Origin of the sequence: Natrinema halophilum, assembly GCF_013402815.2 — an archaeon.
GTDB lineage: Archaea > Halobacteriota > Halobacteria > Halobacteriales > Natrialbaceae > Natrinema > Natrinema halophilum.
Genome location: NZ_CP058601.1, coordinates 3,552,597 through 3,572,323, shown reverse-complemented (window position 1 = coordinate 3,572,323; position 19,727 = coordinate 3,552,597). Strand labels below are relative to the sequence as shown.

At 62.3% G+C, this 19,727-nt stretch carries 21 protein-coding genes; 8 read left to right on the top strand and 13 right to left on the bottom strand.

Features of this window, described 5'->3' with window-relative positions:
* Window positions 1–94: 94 nt before the first annotated feature.
* A complete protein-coding gene (locus HYG82_RS37960; protein WP_179262907.1) occupies window positions 95–1,846 on the top strand; it encodes an alpha/beta hydrolase family protein in 1,752 nt (583 codons plus the stop codon).
* A 149-nt stretch (window positions 1,847–1,995) separates the two neighbouring features.
* Window positions 1,996–3,402, top strand: coding sequence for a geranylgeranyl reductase family protein (locus tag HYG82_RS37955; protein ID WP_179262905.1), 1,407 nt, complete (start codon window positions 1,996–1,998; stop codon window positions 3,400–3,402).
* Window positions 3,403–3,618: 216 nt separating this feature from the next.
* On the opposite strand, the gene HYG82_RS37950 is transcribed toward HYG82_RS37955, so the two are convergent.
* The 5 genes from HYG82_RS37950 to HYG82_RS37930 form a co-directional block, all read right to left on the bottom strand.
* Window positions 3,619–4,209 (bottom strand): COG4315 family predicted lipoprotein, encoded by a 591-nt coding sequence (locus HYG82_RS37950; RefSeq protein WP_179262903.1) that lies wholly within the window; start codon window positions 4,207–4,209, stop codon window positions 3,619–3,621.
* 73 nt (window positions 4,210–4,282) lie between these two features.
* Window positions 4,283–4,585 (bottom strand): DUF8036 family membrane protein, encoded by a 303-nt coding sequence (locus HYG82_RS37945; protein ID WP_179262901.1) that lies wholly within the window; start codon window positions 4,583–4,585, stop codon window positions 4,283–4,285.
* A 55-nt stretch (window positions 4,586–4,640) separates the two neighbouring features.
* Window positions 4,641–4,928 carry a winged helix-turn-helix domain-containing protein gene (locus HYG82_RS37940; RefSeq protein WP_179262899.1) on the bottom strand — a complete coding sequence of 96 codons (288 nt, stop codon included), beginning with the start codon at window positions 4,926–4,928 and terminating at the stop codon, window positions 4,641–4,643.
* A 63-nt stretch (window positions 4,929–4,991) separates the two neighbouring features.
* Window positions 4,992–6,281, bottom strand: coding sequence for an amidohydrolase (locus HYG82_RS37935; protein ID WP_179262897.1), 1,290 nt, complete (start codon window positions 6,279–6,281; stop codon window positions 4,992–4,994).
* Window positions 6,282–6,440: 159 nt separating this feature from the next.
* A complete protein-coding gene (locus tag HYG82_RS37930) occupies window positions 6,441–6,776 on the bottom strand; it encodes an uS10/mL48 family ribosomal protein (protein ID WP_179262896.1) in 336 nt (111 codons plus the stop codon).
* Between the two features lie 183 nt (window positions 6,777–6,959).
* Here HYG82_RS37930 and HYG82_RS37925 point away from each other — a divergent pair, with 183 nt between their 5' ends.
* Complete coding sequence (locus HYG82_RS37925) at window positions 6,960–7,391, top strand: bis(5'-nucleosyl)-tetraphosphatase (protein ID WP_179262894.1); 432 nt, start codon at window positions 6,960–6,962, stop codon at window positions 7,389–7,391.
* Between the two features lie 180 nt (window positions 7,392–7,571).
* Here the strand turns inward: HYG82_RS37925 and HYG82_RS37920 are convergent, their stop codons facing one another.
* Window positions 7,572–8,621: a DUF7972 family membrane protein gene (locus HYG82_RS37920; protein WP_179262892.1), complete on the bottom strand. Its 1,050-nt coding sequence runs from the start codon at window positions 8,619–8,621 to the stop codon at window positions 7,572–7,574.
* A gap of 247 nt (window positions 8,622–8,868) precedes the next feature.
* On the opposite strand from HYG82_RS37920, the gene HYG82_RS37915 reads away from it, so the two are divergent.
* Complete coding sequence (locus HYG82_RS37915) at window positions 8,869–9,378, top strand: FxLYD domain-containing protein (protein ID WP_179262890.1); 510 nt, start codon at window positions 8,869–8,871, stop codon at window positions 9,376–9,378.
* A 40-nt stretch (window positions 9,379–9,418) separates the two neighbouring features.
* Here the strand turns inward: HYG82_RS37915 and HYG82_RS37910 are convergent, their stop codons facing one another.
* The 3 genes from HYG82_RS37910 to HYG82_RS37900 all read right to left on the bottom strand — a co-directional run bounded on the left by HYG82_RS37910 (window position 9,419) and on the right by HYG82_RS37900 (window position 11,799).
* Window positions 9,419–9,775, bottom strand: a complete 357-nt coding sequence (locus HYG82_RS37910) for a hypothetical protein (protein ID WP_179262888.1) — start codon at window positions 9,773–9,775, stop codon at window positions 9,419–9,421.
* A gap of 196 nt (window positions 9,776–9,971) precedes the next feature.
* Complete coding sequence (locus HYG82_RS37905; protein WP_179262886.1) at window positions 9,972–10,814, bottom strand: PspA/IM30 family protein; 843 nt, start codon at window positions 10,812–10,814, stop codon at window positions 9,972–9,974.
* A 124-nt stretch (window positions 10,815–10,938) separates the two neighbouring features.
* On the bottom strand, window positions 10,939–11,799 hold the full coding sequence (locus tag HYG82_RS37900; RefSeq protein ID WP_179262884.1) for a winged helix-turn-helix domain-containing protein: 861 nt from the start codon (window positions 11,797–11,799) through the stop codon (window positions 10,939–10,941).
* A 128-nt stretch (window positions 11,800–11,927) separates the two neighbouring features.
* On the opposite strand from HYG82_RS37900, the gene HYG82_RS37895 reads away from it, so the two are divergent.
* The 4 genes from HYG82_RS37895 (at window position 11,928) to HYG82_RS37880 (ending at window position 15,229) form a co-directional block, all read left to right on the top strand.
* Window positions 11,928–13,562, top strand: coding sequence for a peptidoglycan DD-metalloendopeptidase family protein (locus tag HYG82_RS37895; RefSeq protein WP_179262882.1), 1,635 nt, complete (start codon window positions 11,928–11,930; stop codon window positions 13,560–13,562).
* Window positions 13,563–13,659: 97 nt separating this feature from the next.
* On the top strand, window positions 13,660–14,289 hold the full coding sequence (locus HYG82_RS37890) for an alpha/beta hydrolase (RefSeq protein ID WP_179262880.1): 630 nt from the start codon (window positions 13,660–13,662) through the stop codon (window positions 14,287–14,289).
* A 184-nt stretch (window positions 14,290–14,473) separates the two neighbouring features.
* On the top strand, window positions 14,474–14,728 hold the full coding sequence (locus HYG82_RS37885) for a hypothetical protein (protein WP_235217740.1): 255 nt from the start codon (window positions 14,474–14,476) through the stop codon (window positions 14,726–14,728).
* A 12-nt stretch (window positions 14,729–14,740) separates the two neighbouring features.
* The gene (locus HYG82_RS37880; protein ID WP_235217739.1) at window positions 14,741–15,229 is read left to right on the top strand and encodes a hypothetical protein; all 489 of its coding nucleotides are present in this window, start codon (window positions 14,741–14,743) and stop codon (window positions 15,227–15,229) included.
* Window positions 15,230–15,238: 9 nt separating this feature from the next.
* Here HYG82_RS37880 and HYG82_RS37875 read toward each other — a convergent pair whose 3' ends face one another.
* From HYG82_RS37875 to HYG82_RS37860, 4 genes are all read right to left on the bottom strand, one after another.
* A complete protein-coding gene (locus HYG82_RS37875; protein ID WP_179262878.1) occupies window positions 15,239–15,667 on the bottom strand; it encodes a DUF6069 family protein in 429 nt (142 codons plus the stop codon).
* Window positions 15,668–15,887: 220 nt separating this feature from the next.
* Window positions 15,888–17,789 (bottom strand): ATP-binding protein, encoded by a 1,902-nt coding sequence (locus HYG82_RS37870; protein WP_179262876.1) that lies wholly within the window; start codon window positions 17,787–17,789, stop codon window positions 15,888–15,890.
* Between the two features lie 57 nt (window positions 17,790–17,846).
* Complete coding sequence (locus HYG82_RS37865; protein WP_179262874.1) at window positions 17,847–18,653, bottom strand: cohesin domain-containing protein; 807 nt, start codon at window positions 18,651–18,653, stop codon at window positions 17,847–17,849.
* 167 nt (window positions 18,654–18,820) lie between these two features.
* On the bottom strand, window positions 18,821–19,447 hold the full coding sequence (locus HYG82_RS37860; protein WP_179262872.1) for a DUF7344 domain-containing protein: 627 nt from the start codon (window positions 19,445–19,447) through the stop codon (window positions 18,821–18,823).
* Window positions 19,448–19,727 lie beyond the last annotated feature (280 nt).

Sequence of the window (19,727 nt, the reverse complement as noted above, 5' to 3'; positions counted from 1 at the left end):
CAGTAATAATGTTTATCTAAAAGGTAATTATATAAATTATAGCTCATAAAATTCGAAGTACTTATAGATCATTAATAATGATGTTATCGTGGTAATGTCTACGACGCGGAAACAGGTGGTGCTTCTCGCGCTCTCGCTACTGCTCGTCTTCAGCGGGAGTGCGCTGGCCCACTGGGGGCAAACGGCCGGGGGATCGATCGACGTCCGACACGTCGAAATAGACACGGAGAACGGGGGGACGATCGACGGCTATCTCTACGTTCCAGAGGGAGTCAGTGCCGACGATCCCGCACCCGGCGTTCTCGCGATCCACGGATACATCAACTCCAAGGAAACGCAGTCGAGCTTCGCGATCGAATACGCTCGACGCGGATACGTCGTCCTCGCGATCGACCAGCCGGGCCACGGCTACTCCGATCCGCCGGCGTTCGCGAACGGGTGGGGTGGCCCGCCGGCGCTCGAGTACCTTTCCGAACACGAACTCGTCGACGAAGAGAATATCGGGCTCGAGGGGCACTCGATGGGCGGCTGGGCGGTGGTCTCGGCTGCAGCGGAACATCCGGACAGCTACGAATCGGCCGTTCTCGTGGGATCGTCGACCGGATCCCAGGGCGCGCCGGAAGGGAACGAAACGTTCCCGAGAAATCTCGGCGTGGTCTTCGCCGACTACGACGAGTTCCACTGGTTGATGTGGGAGACGGGCACCGCACCGGCGACGTCCGGAAGCGAGAAGCTGCAGTCGGTGTTCGGCACCGACGAAGCAATCGAAGACGAGACCGTCTACGGATCGATCGAAGATGGAACGGCGAGAGCGCTGTTTACGCCTACCACGACGCATCCGGGCGCACACCACACGCCGGCGGCCGTTTCCGACGCCGTCAGTTGGACGCAGATGACACTCGACGGTGCCGACGAGGATCCCGGCGATCACATCTGGTACTGGAAGGAGATCGGAACGGCGATCGCTCTGTTGGGCGGGTTCCTCTTTCTCTTCCCCGCCGGCTCCGTCCTCGCTCGACCGGAGCTATTCGGCGACGCGACGCGGACGCAACCCGATCCGATTACCGAGCACGACCGGGGCTGGACCGTCGCGGCCCTGCTTACGGCTTTGCTCCCGGTCTTGCTCTACTATCCGACGATGCTTCTCGGCAGTCTGGCGATGCCGGTAACGGCAGTGACGCCGCAGGGTGAGACGAACGGAATCGTGCTCTGGGCGCTCGCGAACGCCGTCGTCATCGCTGCACTGTTCGGCCTGTGGCATCGAAACACCGACCGGTCGCTGTTCGACGAGCGGTACGGACTCGACGTCGGCGACGGCGCGGCGACGATTGCGAGGTCGCTCGCCATCGCAATCGGAACGGTCGGCGGCCTCTACGTCCTTCTGTGGATCGTCGACACGCTGTTTATGACCGACTTCCGCGCCTGGATCCTCGGTCTGAAACTCATGTCCGCACTCCACGCCCGGATCTTCGTGACCTACCTGCCGGCGTTTCTCGCCTTCTTCCTCGCGCTCGAGGTCCTGTTGCACGGTCGACTTCGAACGCCGGAGACGACGCAGTCGCTTCCGCGGGCGATAGCGACGAACGCGGCCGTTCTGACCGGCGGGTTCGCGGTCTTGCTCGTCGTTCAGTACGGCGTCCTGTTTACCACGGGCGCGCTTGCGATCCCGATTACCGCGTTGCAGACGATCATCGCCTTCCAGTTCCTCGCCTTACTGCCGGTCATCGCGGCGGTGTCGACGTACTTCTTCCACCGTACCGGACGGATCTGGACCGGTGCGTTCGTCAACGCCCTCCTGATCACGTGGTTGATCGTCGCCTCGCAAGCGATCCATTATCCGTTCTAGTCGGCCCTCGACGGCCGAACTCGAGGGTTCGGCCCGTATCGGGGCCGGATCGACCGTCTTCGCAGCGCGAAAATCCCGGCCGTTCGAGTGGGCAGAGAATCGCGGCACTTGATAAAACGTTTTCTTACCGCGGCGACCACAGTGGGTGTATGAGTACGCAGGAGCAGTCGGCTGCCGCGGCGACGACTCGAACACAGTCGCCGGACGTCGTCGTCGTCGGAGCCGGAACTGCAGGGTGCTACGCCGCCGCGACCGTCGCACGCGAGGGGTACGACGTCGTCATCCTCGAGCGAAAATCCGAGACCGAAGCGGGCCACATCGCCTGCGGGGACGCGTTAAAGGGTGCCGACGCCTTTCCCGAGGCGATCCCGAAGTCGAAGCTCGAACCGGCCTTTACGAACACCGGGGTCGATCACGGCCGCTTCGAGATTCCACAGGAAAACACCGTCCTCGAAATCCCGGTCCCCGGCGAACTCGCCGTCATCGATCGCTGGGAGTACGGCCGTCGGATCATCGACGGTGCGGGCGACACCGGCGTCGACTTCCACTACGACACCGTCGTCAAAAACGTCGTCCAGGCCGATGGCGGCCGCGTCACTGGGGTCGAAGCGATCCGCGCGGGCGATCCGGTCGAGTACGAGGCCGACGTCGTCATCGACGCTGCGGGCTCGCTCTCCGTCCTGCAAGACAACGTGGACTTCTCGGAGTCGAGGTTCGACACGAACGTCAACTACACGCACTTCTGTTCGGCATATCGGGAGATCGTCCACGTCGACGAGCCGGTCGAGTGGAACGACGCGCTCGTCTTCAAACCGACGGAGCGGGCTGCGGGGTACCTCTGGTACTTCCCGCGTACCGAGACTGAGATCAACGCCGGACTCGGCTTCCAGATGACCGAGGAACCCATGCAACTGGTCGACGACCTCAAACGCGACCTCGAGAACCGACCCGAATTCGCCGGCGCGGAGGTCGAAGACAAACTCGGCGCCGCCTTGCCCACCCGACGGCCGTACGACTCGGCCGTCCACCCGGGGTACATGGCCGTCGGCGACGCCGCGGGGCACGTAAACCCCACGACCGGCGGTGGCATCGCCGGCGCCGCCTACGCCGGCAAGTACGCCGCCGAACAGGCCATCGAAGCCCTCGAGACCGAAAACTACGGCGAAGCCACCTTCTGGCGATACAACCAGCGCGTGATGGATCACTTCGGGGCCCGCTACGCCGCGCTCGACGTCTACAACATCCTCTCGACCGCCGTCGACGTCGACGACCTGATGGGGCTGCTCGCCGCGATGCCCGGCGACAAACTCGCCGAAGCACTCTATTCGGGCAGTACGGATATCGGTCTCAAACTCAAACTCGAGGCGTTGCTCAAGAGCCGCGGCCACTGGGGGACCATCTGGAACCTCTATCAGACCAAGCGCCGGGCCGACGAGTTGCTCTCCCACTACGAGAACTACCCCACGAGTCCCGAGGGATTCGCGGGCTGGCAGGAGCGACGCGATCAGCTGATGGAGAAGGTATACGAGACGACTGGCGCGGACCCGAAGTACTAGGCTGGTCAGTTGCGCTACGGTCTGCCGTGGGGATATCTCGTCACACGACACGGGTCTCCCGACGAAACCACCGCTTTTCGTTCCGGCGTATACTGTCCGTCTCGACTGCAGTCGTCCACCCGCCGCTCGCGGTTCGAAATCGGTCGTCCGGGCCCATCGAAGGCGCAGGGCTCGAACGGCCGTGTGAGACGCGTTGCTGCTCGAGCGGGACGAGTTCTACGAACTGCTTTCGGTTTCGTTGTCCGGGTCGTTCCCGTCGCTCGGTCGCATCGGCGTTCCGTCGGGTCCGAGAACCCACCAGACGTCGTTGGCGCCGTGACCGTTCGCGTCGCCCGGCTCTTCGTCTGAAGCGAAGTAGTACAGCGGCCAGCCGTTAGCAGCCACCTGCATCGTTCCGTCCGCTCGCTCGAAGGTGGTCAACTCCGCAGTGACGCCCTCACCGGCGGTCGGTTCCTGATCGACGGTCAACGGCGGCCACGCGTCGACACAGTCACCGGAGCAGGCGCTTTCCGCCGCGTCCTGCGTATCTCGATCGAAGTTGTACAGCGTCAATCCGTCCGGACCGACCAGCACGTCGCCGTGTTCGGAATGCGACCGGATCCGGACCGTCGCGTCGGCTTCGCTGTCGTCCGTCTCATTACCGCTGTCGTCCGTCTCATTACCGCTGTCGTCCGTCTCATTACCGCTGTCGTCCGTCTCGTTACCGGCGTCGTCCGCGGGTTCGTCCGAATCGCCGCCGCCGAGGCAGCCGGCGATTGCAGCACTCGTCGCAACCCCGGTCAGGAGTGTTCGTCGAGGTATCCGCATACAGCATCCAACACTGGTAGGATAAATTAGATTTTTCCGAACTCCGTCCAAAATTCGACCCAATTCGATCGCGTCAGTTCCACGTGATGCGAAACACGAAGATGAGCGCGAGTGTTTCCAGACCGCAGAGAAGCGTCATCCCGACCTGTATGTCGGCTCCGGAATTAACGAACCACCCGATGTACGACGAGTGGAGGCGATAGAAGTACAACCAGAGCCCGTTCTGGACCAGCAGCAACGACGCGAACACGAGGAGACCGAGCGTGTGACTCGCCCCGTGTCGACGGTAGTTTCGCAACCAGATCGAGCCGAGAGCCAGCAACAGCGCCACGTTTACCGCTGCGGCGAGCCAGGCGATCGTGAGTAGGGCGGTCATCTATCCTCACCATTCCAGGCAACGGATGTGTGTGTTGTCCACAATTGGTCCATAATTACCTCTCCTCCGGATCGACGGTCTCGAGAACGGTCTCGACCATGTCCCAGTTCGACGTCGTCTGCTCCGTAAACAGATACACGGCCGCGTAATCGTCACCGCTCCGACGGACGACGTTGTTGTCCATCAGCACGTCGAGGTGGTGACGAATCGTCGTGTAGTCCATGTCGAGTTCGGTCGCGAGCTGATTCGCGTTCCGTGGCCGCTCGTCGAGCGCTCTGAGGATCCGCACGCGCGTCGGCCCCCCGCGAGAGCTGGCCAGAACGTACCACAGAACGTCCTCCATCTAGCGCTCCGTTCTCACACGAGCGTTGTAAATTCGACGGGGACTGACGGTCAGTATCGCGGATTAGTCGGACCCGGTTCCGTCGAGGGCCAGACGTTCGACAACGCCCGCGAGCACGTCGATTCCGTGGCCGATGCTCCGTTCGTCGACGTCGAACGTCGCGGTGTGGTGCCCGCCGGGATGGTCTGTACCGACGCCGACGTAGCAGGCGGTCCCGCCGTTTTGCTGGACCGCACGCATGAGGAACGTCGCGTCCTCGCTGCCACCGAGTTCGTCGCGCTCTACGACTCGTTCGACCCCCGGCGTCGAACCTGCAACGTCGGCGACGACAGAGACGAGTGCTCCGTCGCTGGTCGCGCTCGGCGCCTCCGCGCCGGTCTCGATGTCGACCTCGCAGTCGTGCATCTCGGCGGCGCTCCGGAGGACTTGCTCGGCTCTGCGTTTCACGTACTCCATCAGTTCAGTCGTCTCGCCGCGGACCTCGGCGACGATCCGCGCCTCGTCGGGGATGACGTTGGCGGCGCTGCCGCCCTCCACGACGCCCGCGTTGACGCGCGTCTTCCCGTCGTTGTGTCGGGGAATCCCGTAGAGGTTCTGTACCCCCGTCGCCATCGCCTGAACGGCGTTGCGTCCCTGTTCCGGATGGCCACCGGCGTGGGCCGACTCGCCCGTGAAGGTCGCCTCGAGGTGTGCCACCGCGAGAAAGCCGTCGATACCGGCGACGACCTCGCCGGTCGGGTGGTCGAGACCGATGTGGACCGCGAGCAGCGCGTCGACGTCGCGGACGTGGTCGCTTTCCGCCATCGACTTGCCGCCGCCGACGACCTCCTCTGCGGGCTGGAAGAAGACCTTCAGGGTGCCGGTAAAGTCGCTCTCGGCGATACGCTCGAGAACGCCGACTCCGATCGTGGCGTGGGCATCGTGGCCGCAGGCGTGCATGGCGCCCTCGTGCTCCGATCGAAACCCCTCGGCTGCAGGCACGTGAGTCGGATCGGTCGACTCCGCCTGCGGAAGCCCGTCGATGTCGACTCGAAGACCGACGGTCGGCCCGTCGCCGCGCTCGAGGACGGCGACTGCGCCGGTGTAGCCGCCGTCGAGATGCTCGAGAACCGCTTCGTCGACGCCCGCGGACCGAGCCTGTTCGTACCAGTGGGTTAGCTCGACGTCGACGGGAACCGCCATCCGATGGTCACCCGCGATAGCGTCCTGGCCGACGTAAAGTCCGTCGAGGTCGTCGCCGAGTCGGGACTCGAGTTCGTCGACGATTCGCGCGGTGGTGTAGAACTCTCGCCAGGCGGGTTCCGGTTTTCGGTGCAGGTCTCGACGCAGCGAGATGAGATCGTCCGCGGTCATACCCCGATATCGACGGGAACGATAAAAAGCCCTGTCGACGCTCGCGCACCGAGACGAAGCGGGGGAAGACAGCCATCAGCTGTCACTCCGTTTCGGCCGGGTGATGGCATGGCGTTGCCGAGTCGACTCGGCCACACCCAGACGCGGTACCCGATGCTATCAGTTCCCGCGACCCGCGCCGTGAATCTGCTCGACTTCGGCCTCGATGTGGACCGAGTCAGGGAAGTTCTGCGAGGCGATGTTTCGCGCGAGGTTGTCGTGACCGTGAATTTCGAGTTCGCGGGTAAATACGGTGTACTCCCAGGAGGAAAATCGCCGGTCGTCGTCGGCGTGGAGTCGACAACGCTGGGGAACGGAGAGTTTCTCCGGTGGGTGGGAGTGCGGGCCTTTCAGCGCCGCCCCCTTTCGCTCGGCGGTGTCTTTGATGTCCTCGACGATACCATCGAGTGCGGCTCGGTCGCCGCTCTGGAGCGTCAGGCGCGTGACGAAGGTCATGGCTGTGTTATAGATCCTCCACGGTCGGCGCGTAAAAACTTGCTGAGAGACGGCGGGGTCGGGTGGTCCCGTGTACGACTGTGGAGATCCAGCGTCCGACATCGTGACAATCGACTCCGCAATCAGTGTACGTTGGACGAACAGTCCGATATTCTCTTAACGTCGCACCTACTAGCACAGTCAATGGCAGTCGAAGCTACGAGCGCAGGCGCGATCCTCTTCCGCGATACGCGGGGCCGGCGCGAGTATCTTCTACTCAAGAGCCGCCCGGGCGACTGGGAGTTTCCCAAGGGCGGTGTCGAAGGGGACGAAGAACTACAACAGACGGCGATCCGCGAAGTAACGGAAGAGGCAGGTATCGAACAGTTCCGACTACTCGACGGCTTTCGCAGGGACTACGACTACGTCTTCGAGGCGAACGGCAAGACGATCCACAAAACCGTTCACCTCTTCATAGCGAAGTCGTTCGAGGCAAGTGCGGAACTCTCGAACGAACACCGCGACCTGCAGTGGCGCGATTACGAACAGGCGGTCAACACCGTCACCCAAGACGGTCCACGAGAAATACTCGAGGAGGCCCACGAGTTCCTGGACGAACAACAAGAAGAGGTCTGAAAGCGACGCGCAAAGCATCGTTTCGACGAGGCGATGAACGACCTGTTGTTGCCGACGAAGCAACAGCCATCCCCACGTTCGGCCGTCGCGTAAAGCGGCGATTGGGGCTGTGTTCTCACCGACGGACAGTAGCCAGTGTTTATTCACGCCAGCAGAGGGGAAAAGAGCTTCTGAGGGCTGTTACCCCTCCTCGCTGTACGTCACGTCGAAGGGACCTTCCTCAGGATCCTTCTGCGGGAGCATCGGCCCGGAGGATGCCGTTCGTCGCGTGATCGTCGTCGTCCGAAGGATAAACGACACGAGAAGTGCAAGCGGCGAGAGAACGATAACGATCAATCCGATCGCGACGTAGGGGAGCGCGGCAATGTTGACGCTTGGGCCGGTAACGTCGGCATAGAGGAGTCCGATGAGGATTGCCGACAGGATCGACGGGACGCCACAGTACACCGTCAACTGTGAAAACCGGGTCAGCTCCCGTTGCAGGTACGTCGTTTTGAACTGTTCTCCGGCTACGTGGAATAATTTCAGGGACTCGATCAGGTCGTCGAGCCGCTCGGTGGCGGTCGGCGACAGCGAGTCGGCGTGTGCGCTGCGGAGGTGAGATCCGACGTACAACTGCCAGTCTTCGTCGTAGTCGGCCGCCGCTAACACGGCACTGAACGTGCCAAACGAAGCGTGTTCGAGCGTTTCGTCGATTCGATCAGTCTCAGCTTGTACGGCGTTCGTGTATCGTGTAATCGCTCGTCGCACCTCTTCCTCGTGATCGGTGGCCGCGTCGTCGAGCGCGTTTGCATCTCGAGAAATCGATTCGACGAGCAATTCGAGTAGTTTGGTCGGCGAAGCGGGACTTGCGGAAACCGACGCTTCGTCGGCGACGTCCGCACGGAACCCGATGACCGACTCGAGGCGCTCCTGGGCCTTTCCGGCCGACGCAAACTCCTGTGAGAGGATCAGCTGGTTAATCGAAACCACGAGCGTTACGAGTGAGAACGTTCCCGCGATCATGCCGCTTGCCACTCGCGTCACGGAGTTCGGGTTAACGAACGAGATGAGGCCGATTTCGTGGAGAACGAGAATGACGAAGATAATGACGACTGAGAGGAGAGCCGTAACGACGATGCGATCACCTTCGATCAACAGCCACTCCCGGGCTCGCGGCAATGGCCCCGATCGAGTGCCGATCCTGGCCCCGTAGGACTCGATCGTCTCGTCGCTCTCGGAGGACACCATAGGGAACCGTTCCATCGACTCGGCAATAAGGGCCTGCGTTGCACACATCGGTAGCGACAGTCACTAACGCGAAACCCGATCGATTCGGAACCGGAGGAGAATCGTCGAGAACGACCGGAATCCGCCAAGCCGACGCGCAGTCGAGAGTAGAGTTGGCGATTCAAGGTCGACACTGAAATACGTCCGCGGTGTCGGTGTGGCAAATGCTCGATGACAACCACTACTCGAGGTCGCGGGCCCGGCGACGATGACCCGTGCGAGGACGGTCAACAGACGGCAGGTGCTCGCGGCGATCGGGGCTGCAATACCGACTGCAACGGCTGGCTGTACAGGTAGCGGGGGCATCGGCGGCGAACCGACCTACGAAGACGGAAATATGGGCGATCTAAACGCCAGCAACTATTCGAACCGGTCGGCGGCACAGATGGGCACCGCGGCGGCGCTCGCCCAGAGCCAACCGAGCACGTCGGTAACGCCCCTCGATCCGCTCTCGCTGACGGCTCACGAGTTCGTCGTCGAGGACGGCTATCTCGGCTCGACAGTCCAGGGAACCGTCGAGAATACGGGCACCAACCGGATTCAGATCGTCGAAGTTCGGACGCGGGTGTACGACGACGCCGGCAACCAGATCGGGAGATATCTCGCCAGTACTGGCGATCTAAACGCCGGCTCGACGTGGGAGTTCGTGGTCGTCGTCCTCGAGTCGCCGACGACCGTCGCCGATTACGACATCACCGTACTGGGGACGCCCACGTGATCGAAACGGTCGACCGAAGCGACCGCCGCCTGTCCACCGGTTACTCCGACGATCCGTTACGAAGGCTATCAGCGACCGCGTCGTAGACCACGTCGGGCCGTACGGAAAGCGTGTACGACGGTCGGCCCTTTCCGGTCGGCGACGTTTTCGTCGACTCGTTCTCGTCGACGAGGCCCGCTTCCTCGAGCCTGTACAGCGACCGGATGACGTCCGCCTCGGTGATCGTCCCGACGACCTCCGTATCGAGGCCGGAGAGATGCTGCTGGCAGCGCTTTCGAACCTCGTGTGTCTGAGCCGGTGTCTCGCCATCGCGGGCGAGTGCGGCGACGCCGAGCAGGACCGCCTGCTCGGTTACCGAGATGGAGTCGAACGCGGACGGTGCGGATCGCTCACCCATGTGTGAAGGTTTCACGCGGACCATCGTAACCGTTTCTCCTGGTTTCAAACGAGGGAAACCGGGGCAGCGCTCGAACGGAACCAAAAATGCAGTCTGTACCGAGAGAAAACGCCACGAGTGAAACGTCAGGACCCGGTCCAGCGAGTCGCTGCCGTTTCCGTTTTTGCACGACCCACCGCAGCGTCGCCGGTGTCGATCAGGCGTTCTCCTCGTCCTGAAGCTCCGCGAGCTCGGACTCGACGTCTTCCTGATCACCGGACTCGAGGTCGGTCAGTTCCGCTTCATCCACGTCGGTCTCGGGCGTAGCCTCGGTCTCGACATCGGATTCCGTCGCCGATTCGTCTTGTCCCACCTCGGACTTGAGGGTCTCGAGTTCGGCTTCGACGCCGCTGTCGGTGGAGAGTTGTTCGAGTTCGCGGTCGATGTTGTCCTTGTCGGACATGACGTCCTCGAATGCCCCCGACTCGTGGAGTTCGTCGAGGGCAGCCGCGCGGGCTTCCATGTCTTCGGTCTGCTCTTCGGCGCGCTCGATGGCACGGCCGACGTCCTCGAACTCTTCGCCCGTGGCCGTCATCGCCTCCGAAACCGTAGAGCTCGCCTCAGCGGCCTCGTAGCGGGCCTTCATCGTCTCCTTCTTGGTTCTGAACTCTTCGATGCGGGTCTGAAGTTCGTTCTTTTGGTCGATCAAACTGTCCTGCTGGCTCTGCAGGTCCGAAATTTGCCGTTCCAGATCTTCGATCTGGTTCATCTTCGTTTTCTTCTTCTCGAGGGCGCGTCGCGCCAGATCCTCCCGATCCTGCTGAACCGCCGTTCGTGCCTGATCGTTGTGTTTCTCGACGTTTTCTTCGAGGCGGCGTTTCTGCATCTCGAGGCGCTTTTTCTGCGTCGTCAGATCAGCGATCCCGCGTTTGACCTGCTGGAGTTGATCCCGCATCTGCTCGTAGGAATAGTCCAGCGTTTCGGTCGGATCTTCGGCCCGGTTGAGCACCGAGTTGATCTTCGACCGGATGACGTAGGAAGTCCGAGAGAGGATGCCCATACTCGCAACGTATGGTTCGCCGGCCTTAAAAACATCACTTCAGCAACAGTCCATGACGATCGGAACCGACGCGCTGGTAACCGCTCGTCGTACGTTCGGTACACATCCACCCTCGCGTTGTGAGTTACCGGTCGGTGGTAACCGATCGGACGGAAAACGTTTCGTCGACGAGAATCGTTGCCGATCCCATTTCGCCGTCGACTTCAAGGACGACACGGCCGGGGTCTCGCGATTTGATTCGCATCGCCGGGGTCGGTAGTTCCCAGTCGTACCGCTCGAGATCGACGCCGACATCGGCGAGTGCACCGGCGACGCGATTGTCGGTCAACAGCGACTGGAGCGGTTCCACGCCGACGAGAAACGTACAGGTGTCACAGGCGATCTCGATCATCTGATCGTCGGCTGCAGTGGTTTCGAGATCGATGTCGACCGCAGTCCCGCCCGCACAGAACGGACACTGTCCCGTCCGAGCCATACCGATATGATGCCTTGCGCGACGGACGGTCGCTCGGGCGACCGCGTCCGCGTTTCGTGTTTCGAACCCGTTTTTCGGAAACGGATACGTAAAGCCGGCCCAGTCGTCACACGCGGAACATTCGATGGAGACGAAGCCGCGGTTGTACCGCAGGACCGCCTTCGCGTCACATCGTGGACAATCCGAATCGATGGCCGTTGGGTCGTACTCGGTTCGTTCGGTCGGCCGATGAGCTAGCACGGACCGGTATAGCGCCGTCACGCTCGCCGTGGGAACATACCCGTCCTCGACTTCCCTGACGTAGACTCCCCGTAGTTTATCGAGGTGATAATTGAACTTCCCGCTGTCACGCATGCCGACCGCATCCATCAGGTCCGCATACGAGCGGGGGTCCGTATAGACGGCCCGCCACCCGTCGAGTAGCGCCAGAAGGATCTCGAGTCGGATCTCGTGACCGAGCAGTGAAAACGCCTCACGAGCGGTCGGTTCGGACTCGTCGGCCGTCGTCATGATTGTCCGTTGTTTCGACAGCACATTGATCGTTCGGGACGTGTGACCGCCCCCTCAATCGTGGTACTGTGTCTCGTGAAATGTGCTTCACAAAGTGATTACATGCTGTCGGGTCGACTGTGGGACCAATGAGGGAGGAACCGAAACCCAGCAGTACGATATCGCTTGCCACACGGCTTCGGCGGCGTCTCCGGTCGTTCGAGCCGATGCACATCGCGCTTTTGGGTCTGCTTTCGCTTCCCGGCTACGTCATCGAATCGCTGGCGTTTCTGCAGGTGTTCGCGCTTTTCTTCCTCGTTTTCTTCTGGCCGTTCGTCGCACCGCTCGTCGACGTGGTGTTGCGACGGGGTTCCGACGAAGACAGCGAAGAACCGACCGACTGGATTCACCTCGGAGACTGGCGTGCATACGCCGCGTGGATGCTCATGATGCCACTGACGTTTCTCAACCCTCTCGTGATGACCCAGGACCTGCTCCAGCTTTTCGGCAGTGCCGTCGCGTTCGCTCGTCACCGCGGTTCGTTCCCCGACCCCGAGAGCTACGAGCAACGCGTCCCCTATCGACTCCCGTTCGACGGCACCTGGACCGTCGTCAACGGAAGCCACGATCAGAACTATTCTCACTCCTGGTTCCCCGTGAACCAGCGGTACGCGTACGATTTCGTCATCACCGACGATGATGGTCGGACATCGCCCGAAAACACCGGAGCGGGCGTCGAGAACTACTATTGCTACGAGGAGCCGATTCGGTCACCGGCCGCGGGTGTCGTCGTCGATGCCTTCGAGACCGACTTCGAAGCCTCGTACGGCGGTGGGCTCTCCCATCCGTTGAAACGGGATATCCGGGGTTGCTACGTCGTGATTCAGCACGCTCCCGACGAATACAGCTGTCTCGCCCACCTCGTACCCGGCAGCCTGACGGTCGCACCCGGAGACTGCGTCGACCGCGGCGAGCTTGTCGGTCGGTGCGGTCACTCGGGCAACTCTTCGGAACCCCACCTTCACTTCCAGATTCAGGATCATCCGGTCTTCGAACTCTCGGCCGGGCTCCCGGTCGCCTTCGACGGCATTACGATTCAGTGGCCGGGGGCCGAGGCTTCGGATATCGACTCCCATCCCGGTCTGGACGAAAACCGAGCGGGAGAACGGCTACTCGAGGCCGATACCGGGGATCAGACAACCGTCGGTGACGGCGGGCCGAACGACGAGTCTTCCTCGCACCGTGACGAAGCAGGCCCTGCTCGGTCGTACATCTCTGCCGGCCAACGAGTCACGTACGGCGGTGAAAACGACGGCAACTCGAGCCATCGCAGCGGGGGAGTCCCGTCCGACGCCGACGAGCCCCTAGCACGCTCCTCGGACGACAGCCGTGCGGGAATCGCAACGGTACGGCGCACCTGCTTCGGTGTGTGCGTCGGTGCCATCGTCACGTTCTTCGGGTCGATCGTCGTATCCGGAGGTTTCGTTGCACTCCTTCTCGGCGCGGGACTGGCGATCGGGGTGGCCGCTCGGGTCGGATTCGCGGTCCGTCGTGGGAACGATTTCGGCCGACGGGCTAATTGGATCGGGACTGCCCTCGGCGTCGGACTCGTTGCCGGTGTCCTCACCGTGGTCACTCAAGCCGATCCGTTCGCCGGTGTCGGACCGCAATCGATAGCAGGGCTATTTTTCTCGATCGGATTCACCGGCTACGGAGCTCTTGGCGAGTTCAACAGACGGCGCTTAGGTGACAGGTTTGCCGAGCATAGCGTCGATGGCCCGTAGTGAAAGGGATGTGGGCTTCGATTGTCGAGAGTTTACGTCTCGGTGTCGAACCTACGGACGACGAGGGTTGATGGGAGGGGATCTACAACGACACGCTATGACCGATGTCTTGCTACCCGGCAGTCGCGACGTTCGGGGGACGCTCGAGCAACCTGAAGGACCGACGAATGCAATCGTCGTGGCCTGTCCGCCCCATCCCCAACACGGCGGCTCGCGAAGCGACCAGCGCCTCGTCGCGGTCTCGAAGGCACTTCGGGAATCAGGCATCGCGTGCCTGCGATTCGATTACGGTGCGTGGGACGAGGGCTACGGCGAGCGGGAAGACGTTCGGAACGCCGTTCGATGGGCCCGCAACGAATACGACGGGGAAACGGCCAACGATCTCCCGGTCGGCGTCTTCGGGTACAGTTTCGGCGCGAGCCTGACGTTGCTCGCCGCGGCGGAGACCGATCCCAACCCCGATGCGGTCGCTGTCCTCGCACCGACTGTCAAACTCGCCGACGACCTCGACGCGCTCGAGGCGCTGGATGCGCTCGAATCCCCCCTGCACGTCCTCTACGGCGAGCGTGACACGACCGTCGACTGGGAGCCGATCGTCGAGCGGGCACGGGATCGCGGTGACGGCGTGACGGCGCTGTCCGGCGATCACTTCTTTCTCGGCGCACACGACGAGATCGCGGGGTCCGTCGCGACGTTTTTCGAGCGAACGCTGCTCGAGTCGGCGTGAGTCGCCCCGTCGGTCGGCGTCGAACACACTCTCCGCATCCCGACATCCGCCTCCTGACGCGAGAATCGTTTTCACCGTGCTGCGAGTTGATCCGTCGATGTGGAACCGAGGGGTGACCGAGTCTGGACCGGCCGTGCGCACCGATGCCAGCTGACGATTCCGGACGGGTCCAGCGAGCCGAAACATGGACCGAACTGCAACGACTGGTCACCCAGGAGATGTGGGCAGCGGACATCGGCCGACACCGGTCACCGGACGTGTTCCGCGGGGTCCCGAACGAGTCGTTCAGCCCGAGACGTTCCTCGATCGCTTCGTCGGCGACTCGGAAACGTGGAACCTCGAGCCGTTGCTGCTTCGCAACTTCGCACAGTACGCGGCGGGTGCGATCGACGAGCCGCGATCGATCTGGCACCTGCTCTCGGTCGTCCAGCACTACTGACTGCCGACGCGATTGCTCGACTGGTCGTTCTCGCCGCTCGTCGCGACGTACTTCGCGACCCGAACCGGCGATACCGAGTGCGGCGGGGCGATATGGGCCGTCGATTACCGACAAATACACGCCGGCCTTCCCGACTACTATCAGGACGTCCTCGAGATGACGGAGACGCACATGCTCGACACCCACCTCCTCTCGAACGCGACCCTCGAGGGCGAGTACGTCGTGTTCTATTCGGCCGCCAGCGATCGACGAGCGCATCGTCACCCAGTCGGCCGTCTTCTCCTTCCGGTCGGACTCGCGTCTGTCCCTCGATCGATGGCTCGAGGAGCATCCCGACTGCCACCGGAAAATCGTCGTCCCGGGCGAGCGCAAACTCGAGTTCCGCGACAGACTCGACCAGCACAACGTCACTCACCGGACGCTGTTCCCCGGACTCGAGGGGCTCGCGACCTGGTTCAGGCAGTACTATCGGCCACAATCGGGGGGAGACCGAACGGCTAACCGACGACATTAGCGTCGGTTTCGGAGGTCGGTTAGTGTACCCACGCAAATGACCGCCGTCGTGACGTGCATCGCACCGAGAATAGTACCAGCGACGAGGCTGCCACCGGGTTCACCGGGGATGACGATAAAATCCGGAAGCAACGATATGAGGAGGACGATCGCAGCTACGGCTGCGAACGGTCGATCGGGGTCGACGGCGACTCGCGTGAGGATACCGTACGTCACAGTCGCACCGACAACGCCGAGGGCTGTAAACAGCGATACCGGGCTATAGTTCAACGCCATCAGATTCGGGGCGATGCCGCCGGCATTCGCGCCGAACACGATAAGCCAGTTGACACCAAGCGACAGGACGAGTGCGACCGCCCCCGATAGCGCGATACCGCTGAGAGAGGCCGTTCCTGACGACGACGAGCCTGTCGCTTTCGAAGTCATAATTACCCGTTCGATTAATTCGGCAAAAAACGTTCTGACCGCAATCAGACGCTGATCGAAGAGTGAAACGGAAGCAGACACGAGAGGCGCACGACGTATTCACGACTCCGACCACAGCATTCGGTGGGGGAAAAGCGCAGTGCAGAACGAGCACCGACGGTGAGCGACCGTCTGGGCGAGGAATTCGTCCGAAAAACCCCCCGGATTCTGTCCGAAAATTTCAGTCCCGGCCGTGGCAAGTTACGCACTTCGGAAGGCCGATCAATTCGACCGGTTCCGAGTTGTCGGGCGAGTAGACGACCATCTGGCCTTTCTCCATGTAGGGGACTTTCGACTCGAGATTGCTGGGGATGTTGACGCTCTTGATGGCGTCTTCGTCGCCGAGGTTGAGGACGATGGTCGTGTTGATCTGCTTGAAAACGGCGTCGTGAATGTCCTGGGGGTCCTGGGTGATCAAAAAGAGCCCGAGGCGCTCCTTGCGGCCCTGTTTGGCGGCTTCGGTGAACTTTTTGATGACCTTTCCCGCCTGGACGGAATCGGCGTCGGTCAGGAAGTTGTGGGCCTCGTCCATACCGAGGACGAGCGGGGTTTCCTTGATCCGGTCGTACGTCGGGTCGTTCGAGAGTTTCTGGTCGATGATCAACGAGGAAACTGCGAGGACGACGGCTTCGGTCGCCCGACTATCGTTGATGTGGTAGGTCGGCACGACGGAGAGCCCGCCGGGACGGACGAACTCGTGGACGAGGTCCGTAATCGGGCGCGCGTCCTGGTCGAAGACGTGGCCGAACCCGAGTACGCGCCGGCGGACCGCGTCGAAGGTCGCCTCGTGGACTCGACCGGATTCGTCGAGTTGCTCGCGCAGTCCCGGATCGTCGAGGAACGTCGTGAACTCCTCGTACGTCCCCTCGTTACCGTAATCGTCCCGAAACATCGGCAGGAGTACGCCGACCAGCGCGCCGTACTGGTTGTCGTTCAGCCCGCTGCCCGCGACCAGCCACGGGTTGTCGTGGACCATCGAGAACGGAATCGTGAACTCGACCTGTTCGGCGCGGTGGTGGCCCGCGGCGTACGACGCCGAACCGACCTTCGGAACGAATGCGGTCGTGTCGTCGTGGCCGCCGTAGGCGACCCCCTCCCGCTCGAGTCGCCGAGTGAATTCGTCGTCCAGATCGGGGTTGTCGTCGTGCATCTGGGCGTACTCGTCTTGCGGATCGAACTGGACGACCGCGGGTCGGACCCGTCGACCGTCGTCCATCGGATAGGTCCGGTCGGCGTCGAGATACTGCCGCAGGACGTTTTTCGCGCCGTGAGTTTTGCCCGATCCCGTCCCGCCGGCGACGAGCGTGTGACGGAAGACCAGCGGGTCGCCCGCCTCGTAATCATCTTTTAACCGGTAATCGATTGTTGGCGGCGACGCTGCCGTCCGCACCTTCTCGCCGCCGACGGAGAGGTGGCCCAGAAAGACACCATTATCGGGCATTTTGAGCCCGGTCTTGATCTCCCGGGTGTCGTCCGCCTGCCGAATTACGGTCTGTGGTTTCGGCACCCGATCGGTCATCCGGCGCTTGAGCTCGCCGTCGTCGTCGTAGAGAATCGCGACCGGATCGAGGCTCGCGACGAACTTGTAATCGGACTCGTCGATTCCGTCGGACCGCATCGCCCGCCGGGCGTGGATCTCCGTCGCGTCGTCGGCGTGGAACTGCTGGGCGTACTCGAGACCGGTAATTCTGCAGAATAGCGTCTCGTCGGCCGCGCCACCGCCCGTTCGACCCACGGCGGAAGCCGCGTCGTCGGGGTAGGGCGCGAGCAGGTAACTCCCGATGCGAATAGACGATCGATTGCCGCGGGTGACGTAGGCTCGCAGCGTCGTTTCCTCGCCGTCCTCGGTGACGCGCAACCCCTGAGAGACACAGATTGCGCCGATACCAGCGTCTTCGCCGCGGGGTTCGACCGGCGTGGATTCGAACGCGTCGTCCGCACCGTCTGTCGTCGCCGTCGCGTTCGGCGGTCTCTCGGTTCCCGAAGACGACATCGACGAGTCGGCGCCGTCGCCCGCCGCACCGTCTTCGGCATCGGCGTCAGCGTCGGCGGTGAAGTCGCCGAAATCTCCCAGGTCGGTCATATCATCCCCATCTGGGCCCATCCATAAAACGCGTTTCCCTCCAACTGGACGGACTGTTTATTCGCGGTGATAGTGTCGGCCAAGCCACAGACGGACCGCTGCGATCGCGACAGCCGTCAACGCGACGGGAGACGTAAAGCCCGAAACCGGCAAGCTACCGTCGGTCTCGGACGTTTCGTCTGATTCGCTTGAGTCGGTTTCCGGACTCGAGCCACGGGATTCGAGTCCGAGGTCCAGTTCGTCGGGATCAGCGTGGTCGAACGTCTCGAGGGGCTCGTCGCCGCCGTCGATCGAGACGGTCGCGGACTCGTCGACGACGGCGATCGGCCAGTCGCCGGTGAGGTCGACGTCGCTTTCGCCGAACGAAATCGTCGTCGCCCCGGCCGGCGCGTCGGCCGCGACTCGAACGGTCAGCGTCGCGAACGTTCCGTTTCCGGTCGTCCCCCCGGCGGGCGGCACGCGTCGTCGGTCGAGAATTGCCGTCCCCTGCTCGTGGGCGATCGCCTCTCCCGTCCGGACTTCGGTGCCGTCACCCTCGAGCCACGATCCGTGTTCGATGTCGGTAATCTCGATGTACTCAGGATTGTACTGGGCGACTAATCTCACGGACGTGATACCCTCGCTACCGTGCCCGCCCCGGCTTTGCAGCGTCACGTCGATCTCGATCGTCTCTCCGGGTCCGGCTTCGAGTTGCGTTCGGTCGGGTGAGAGGATCGCGACTTGATCGATCGCGGCGACTGTTCCGGCGGTGCCTGCGATCGAGAGCGTGAGAAGGACGGTCATTCCCGTGACGATGGCGACAGTGCGTCTCCCGTTCGAACGGCATTCGTACCGATAGCTTCGGTCGTCGCGGTCGGGGCGCATCGCTCTCGGCTCTCGATACGTGATGGAAGACTCTTAGCGGTTTGGTCCTCGTCCCGGTGAGAGCGAGGCGGCCGTCGAACGGACGCGCGTCGGCAACGGACAAAAAGCGAGCGACACCGGATCGAAGTGTCCGTCGAATCGATGACCTCAGACGGTCTCGGCGGCTGCTAGATCAACGAGGCGACGTGATCGTATCGCGTTACGAGCCTCGACTCGTGGTCGTAGCTGATGACGCCGACGTCCGCCATCGCGGGCAAGTGCGAGTGATGGAGCGCCACTTTCGCGTTGCTCTGGTCGGTAAACTGACCGGTGTCGAGTGCGCTGAGTCGGGCTGCAAGTTGCTCGAGCGACAGCGGTCGATCGCCATCCTCGAGTAGTGATAGCAGGCGCATTCGGACGGGATCGACGAGCGTCTCCAGCATCCGTTCGGCGTTTTCGGCGTCGCAGAGTTCGAGGAGCAGAGAGATATCTGCCGGATCGACCGGCGGTTCGTCGACGAGCGAGATACCGTCGTCGTTCCAGTCGACGACGTCGTACGTCTCGAGTCGCGGCAGGTGATTGTGAACGAGGCTGACCCGAACGCTGTGCCGGACATGCCCGTTCGAAGCGTCCGTCGTCGATCGTTCGATCAGTTCCGTCGTCAGTTCCGATACCGGCAGTCGAGACCCCCGAGATCCGAGGACCTCGAGAATACGAAGTCGACGGGGATGGCGAAGAATTTCGTAACATTCCGTCGGGACGTTCGCCAGTGGCTCGGGTGTGTTGTCGCCGCCGAGGTAAGCGTCCAAACTCATTACTCAAGTCAATCCCTGCAACGGGCATAAGCCCATTTCCAAAACGATTTGGGCCGCGAAGTCAGTCGTTACGGGAGTAACCACGGAGTAACAGGTTGACGACGCCATTGGCGGCTGTTTGAGGAAATTTCCGATGGAAATAAAAAGGTATAGCGCCATGAGAGTCGGTCTATCCAGGCGGTCGCGAAACGGATAGCTTCCGCGGGCTGAACCAGTCGGATCGGGGTAATGTGCTTACATCTGATACGAGTCGGGCCGCGACCGGTCGCGATGGAGGGAT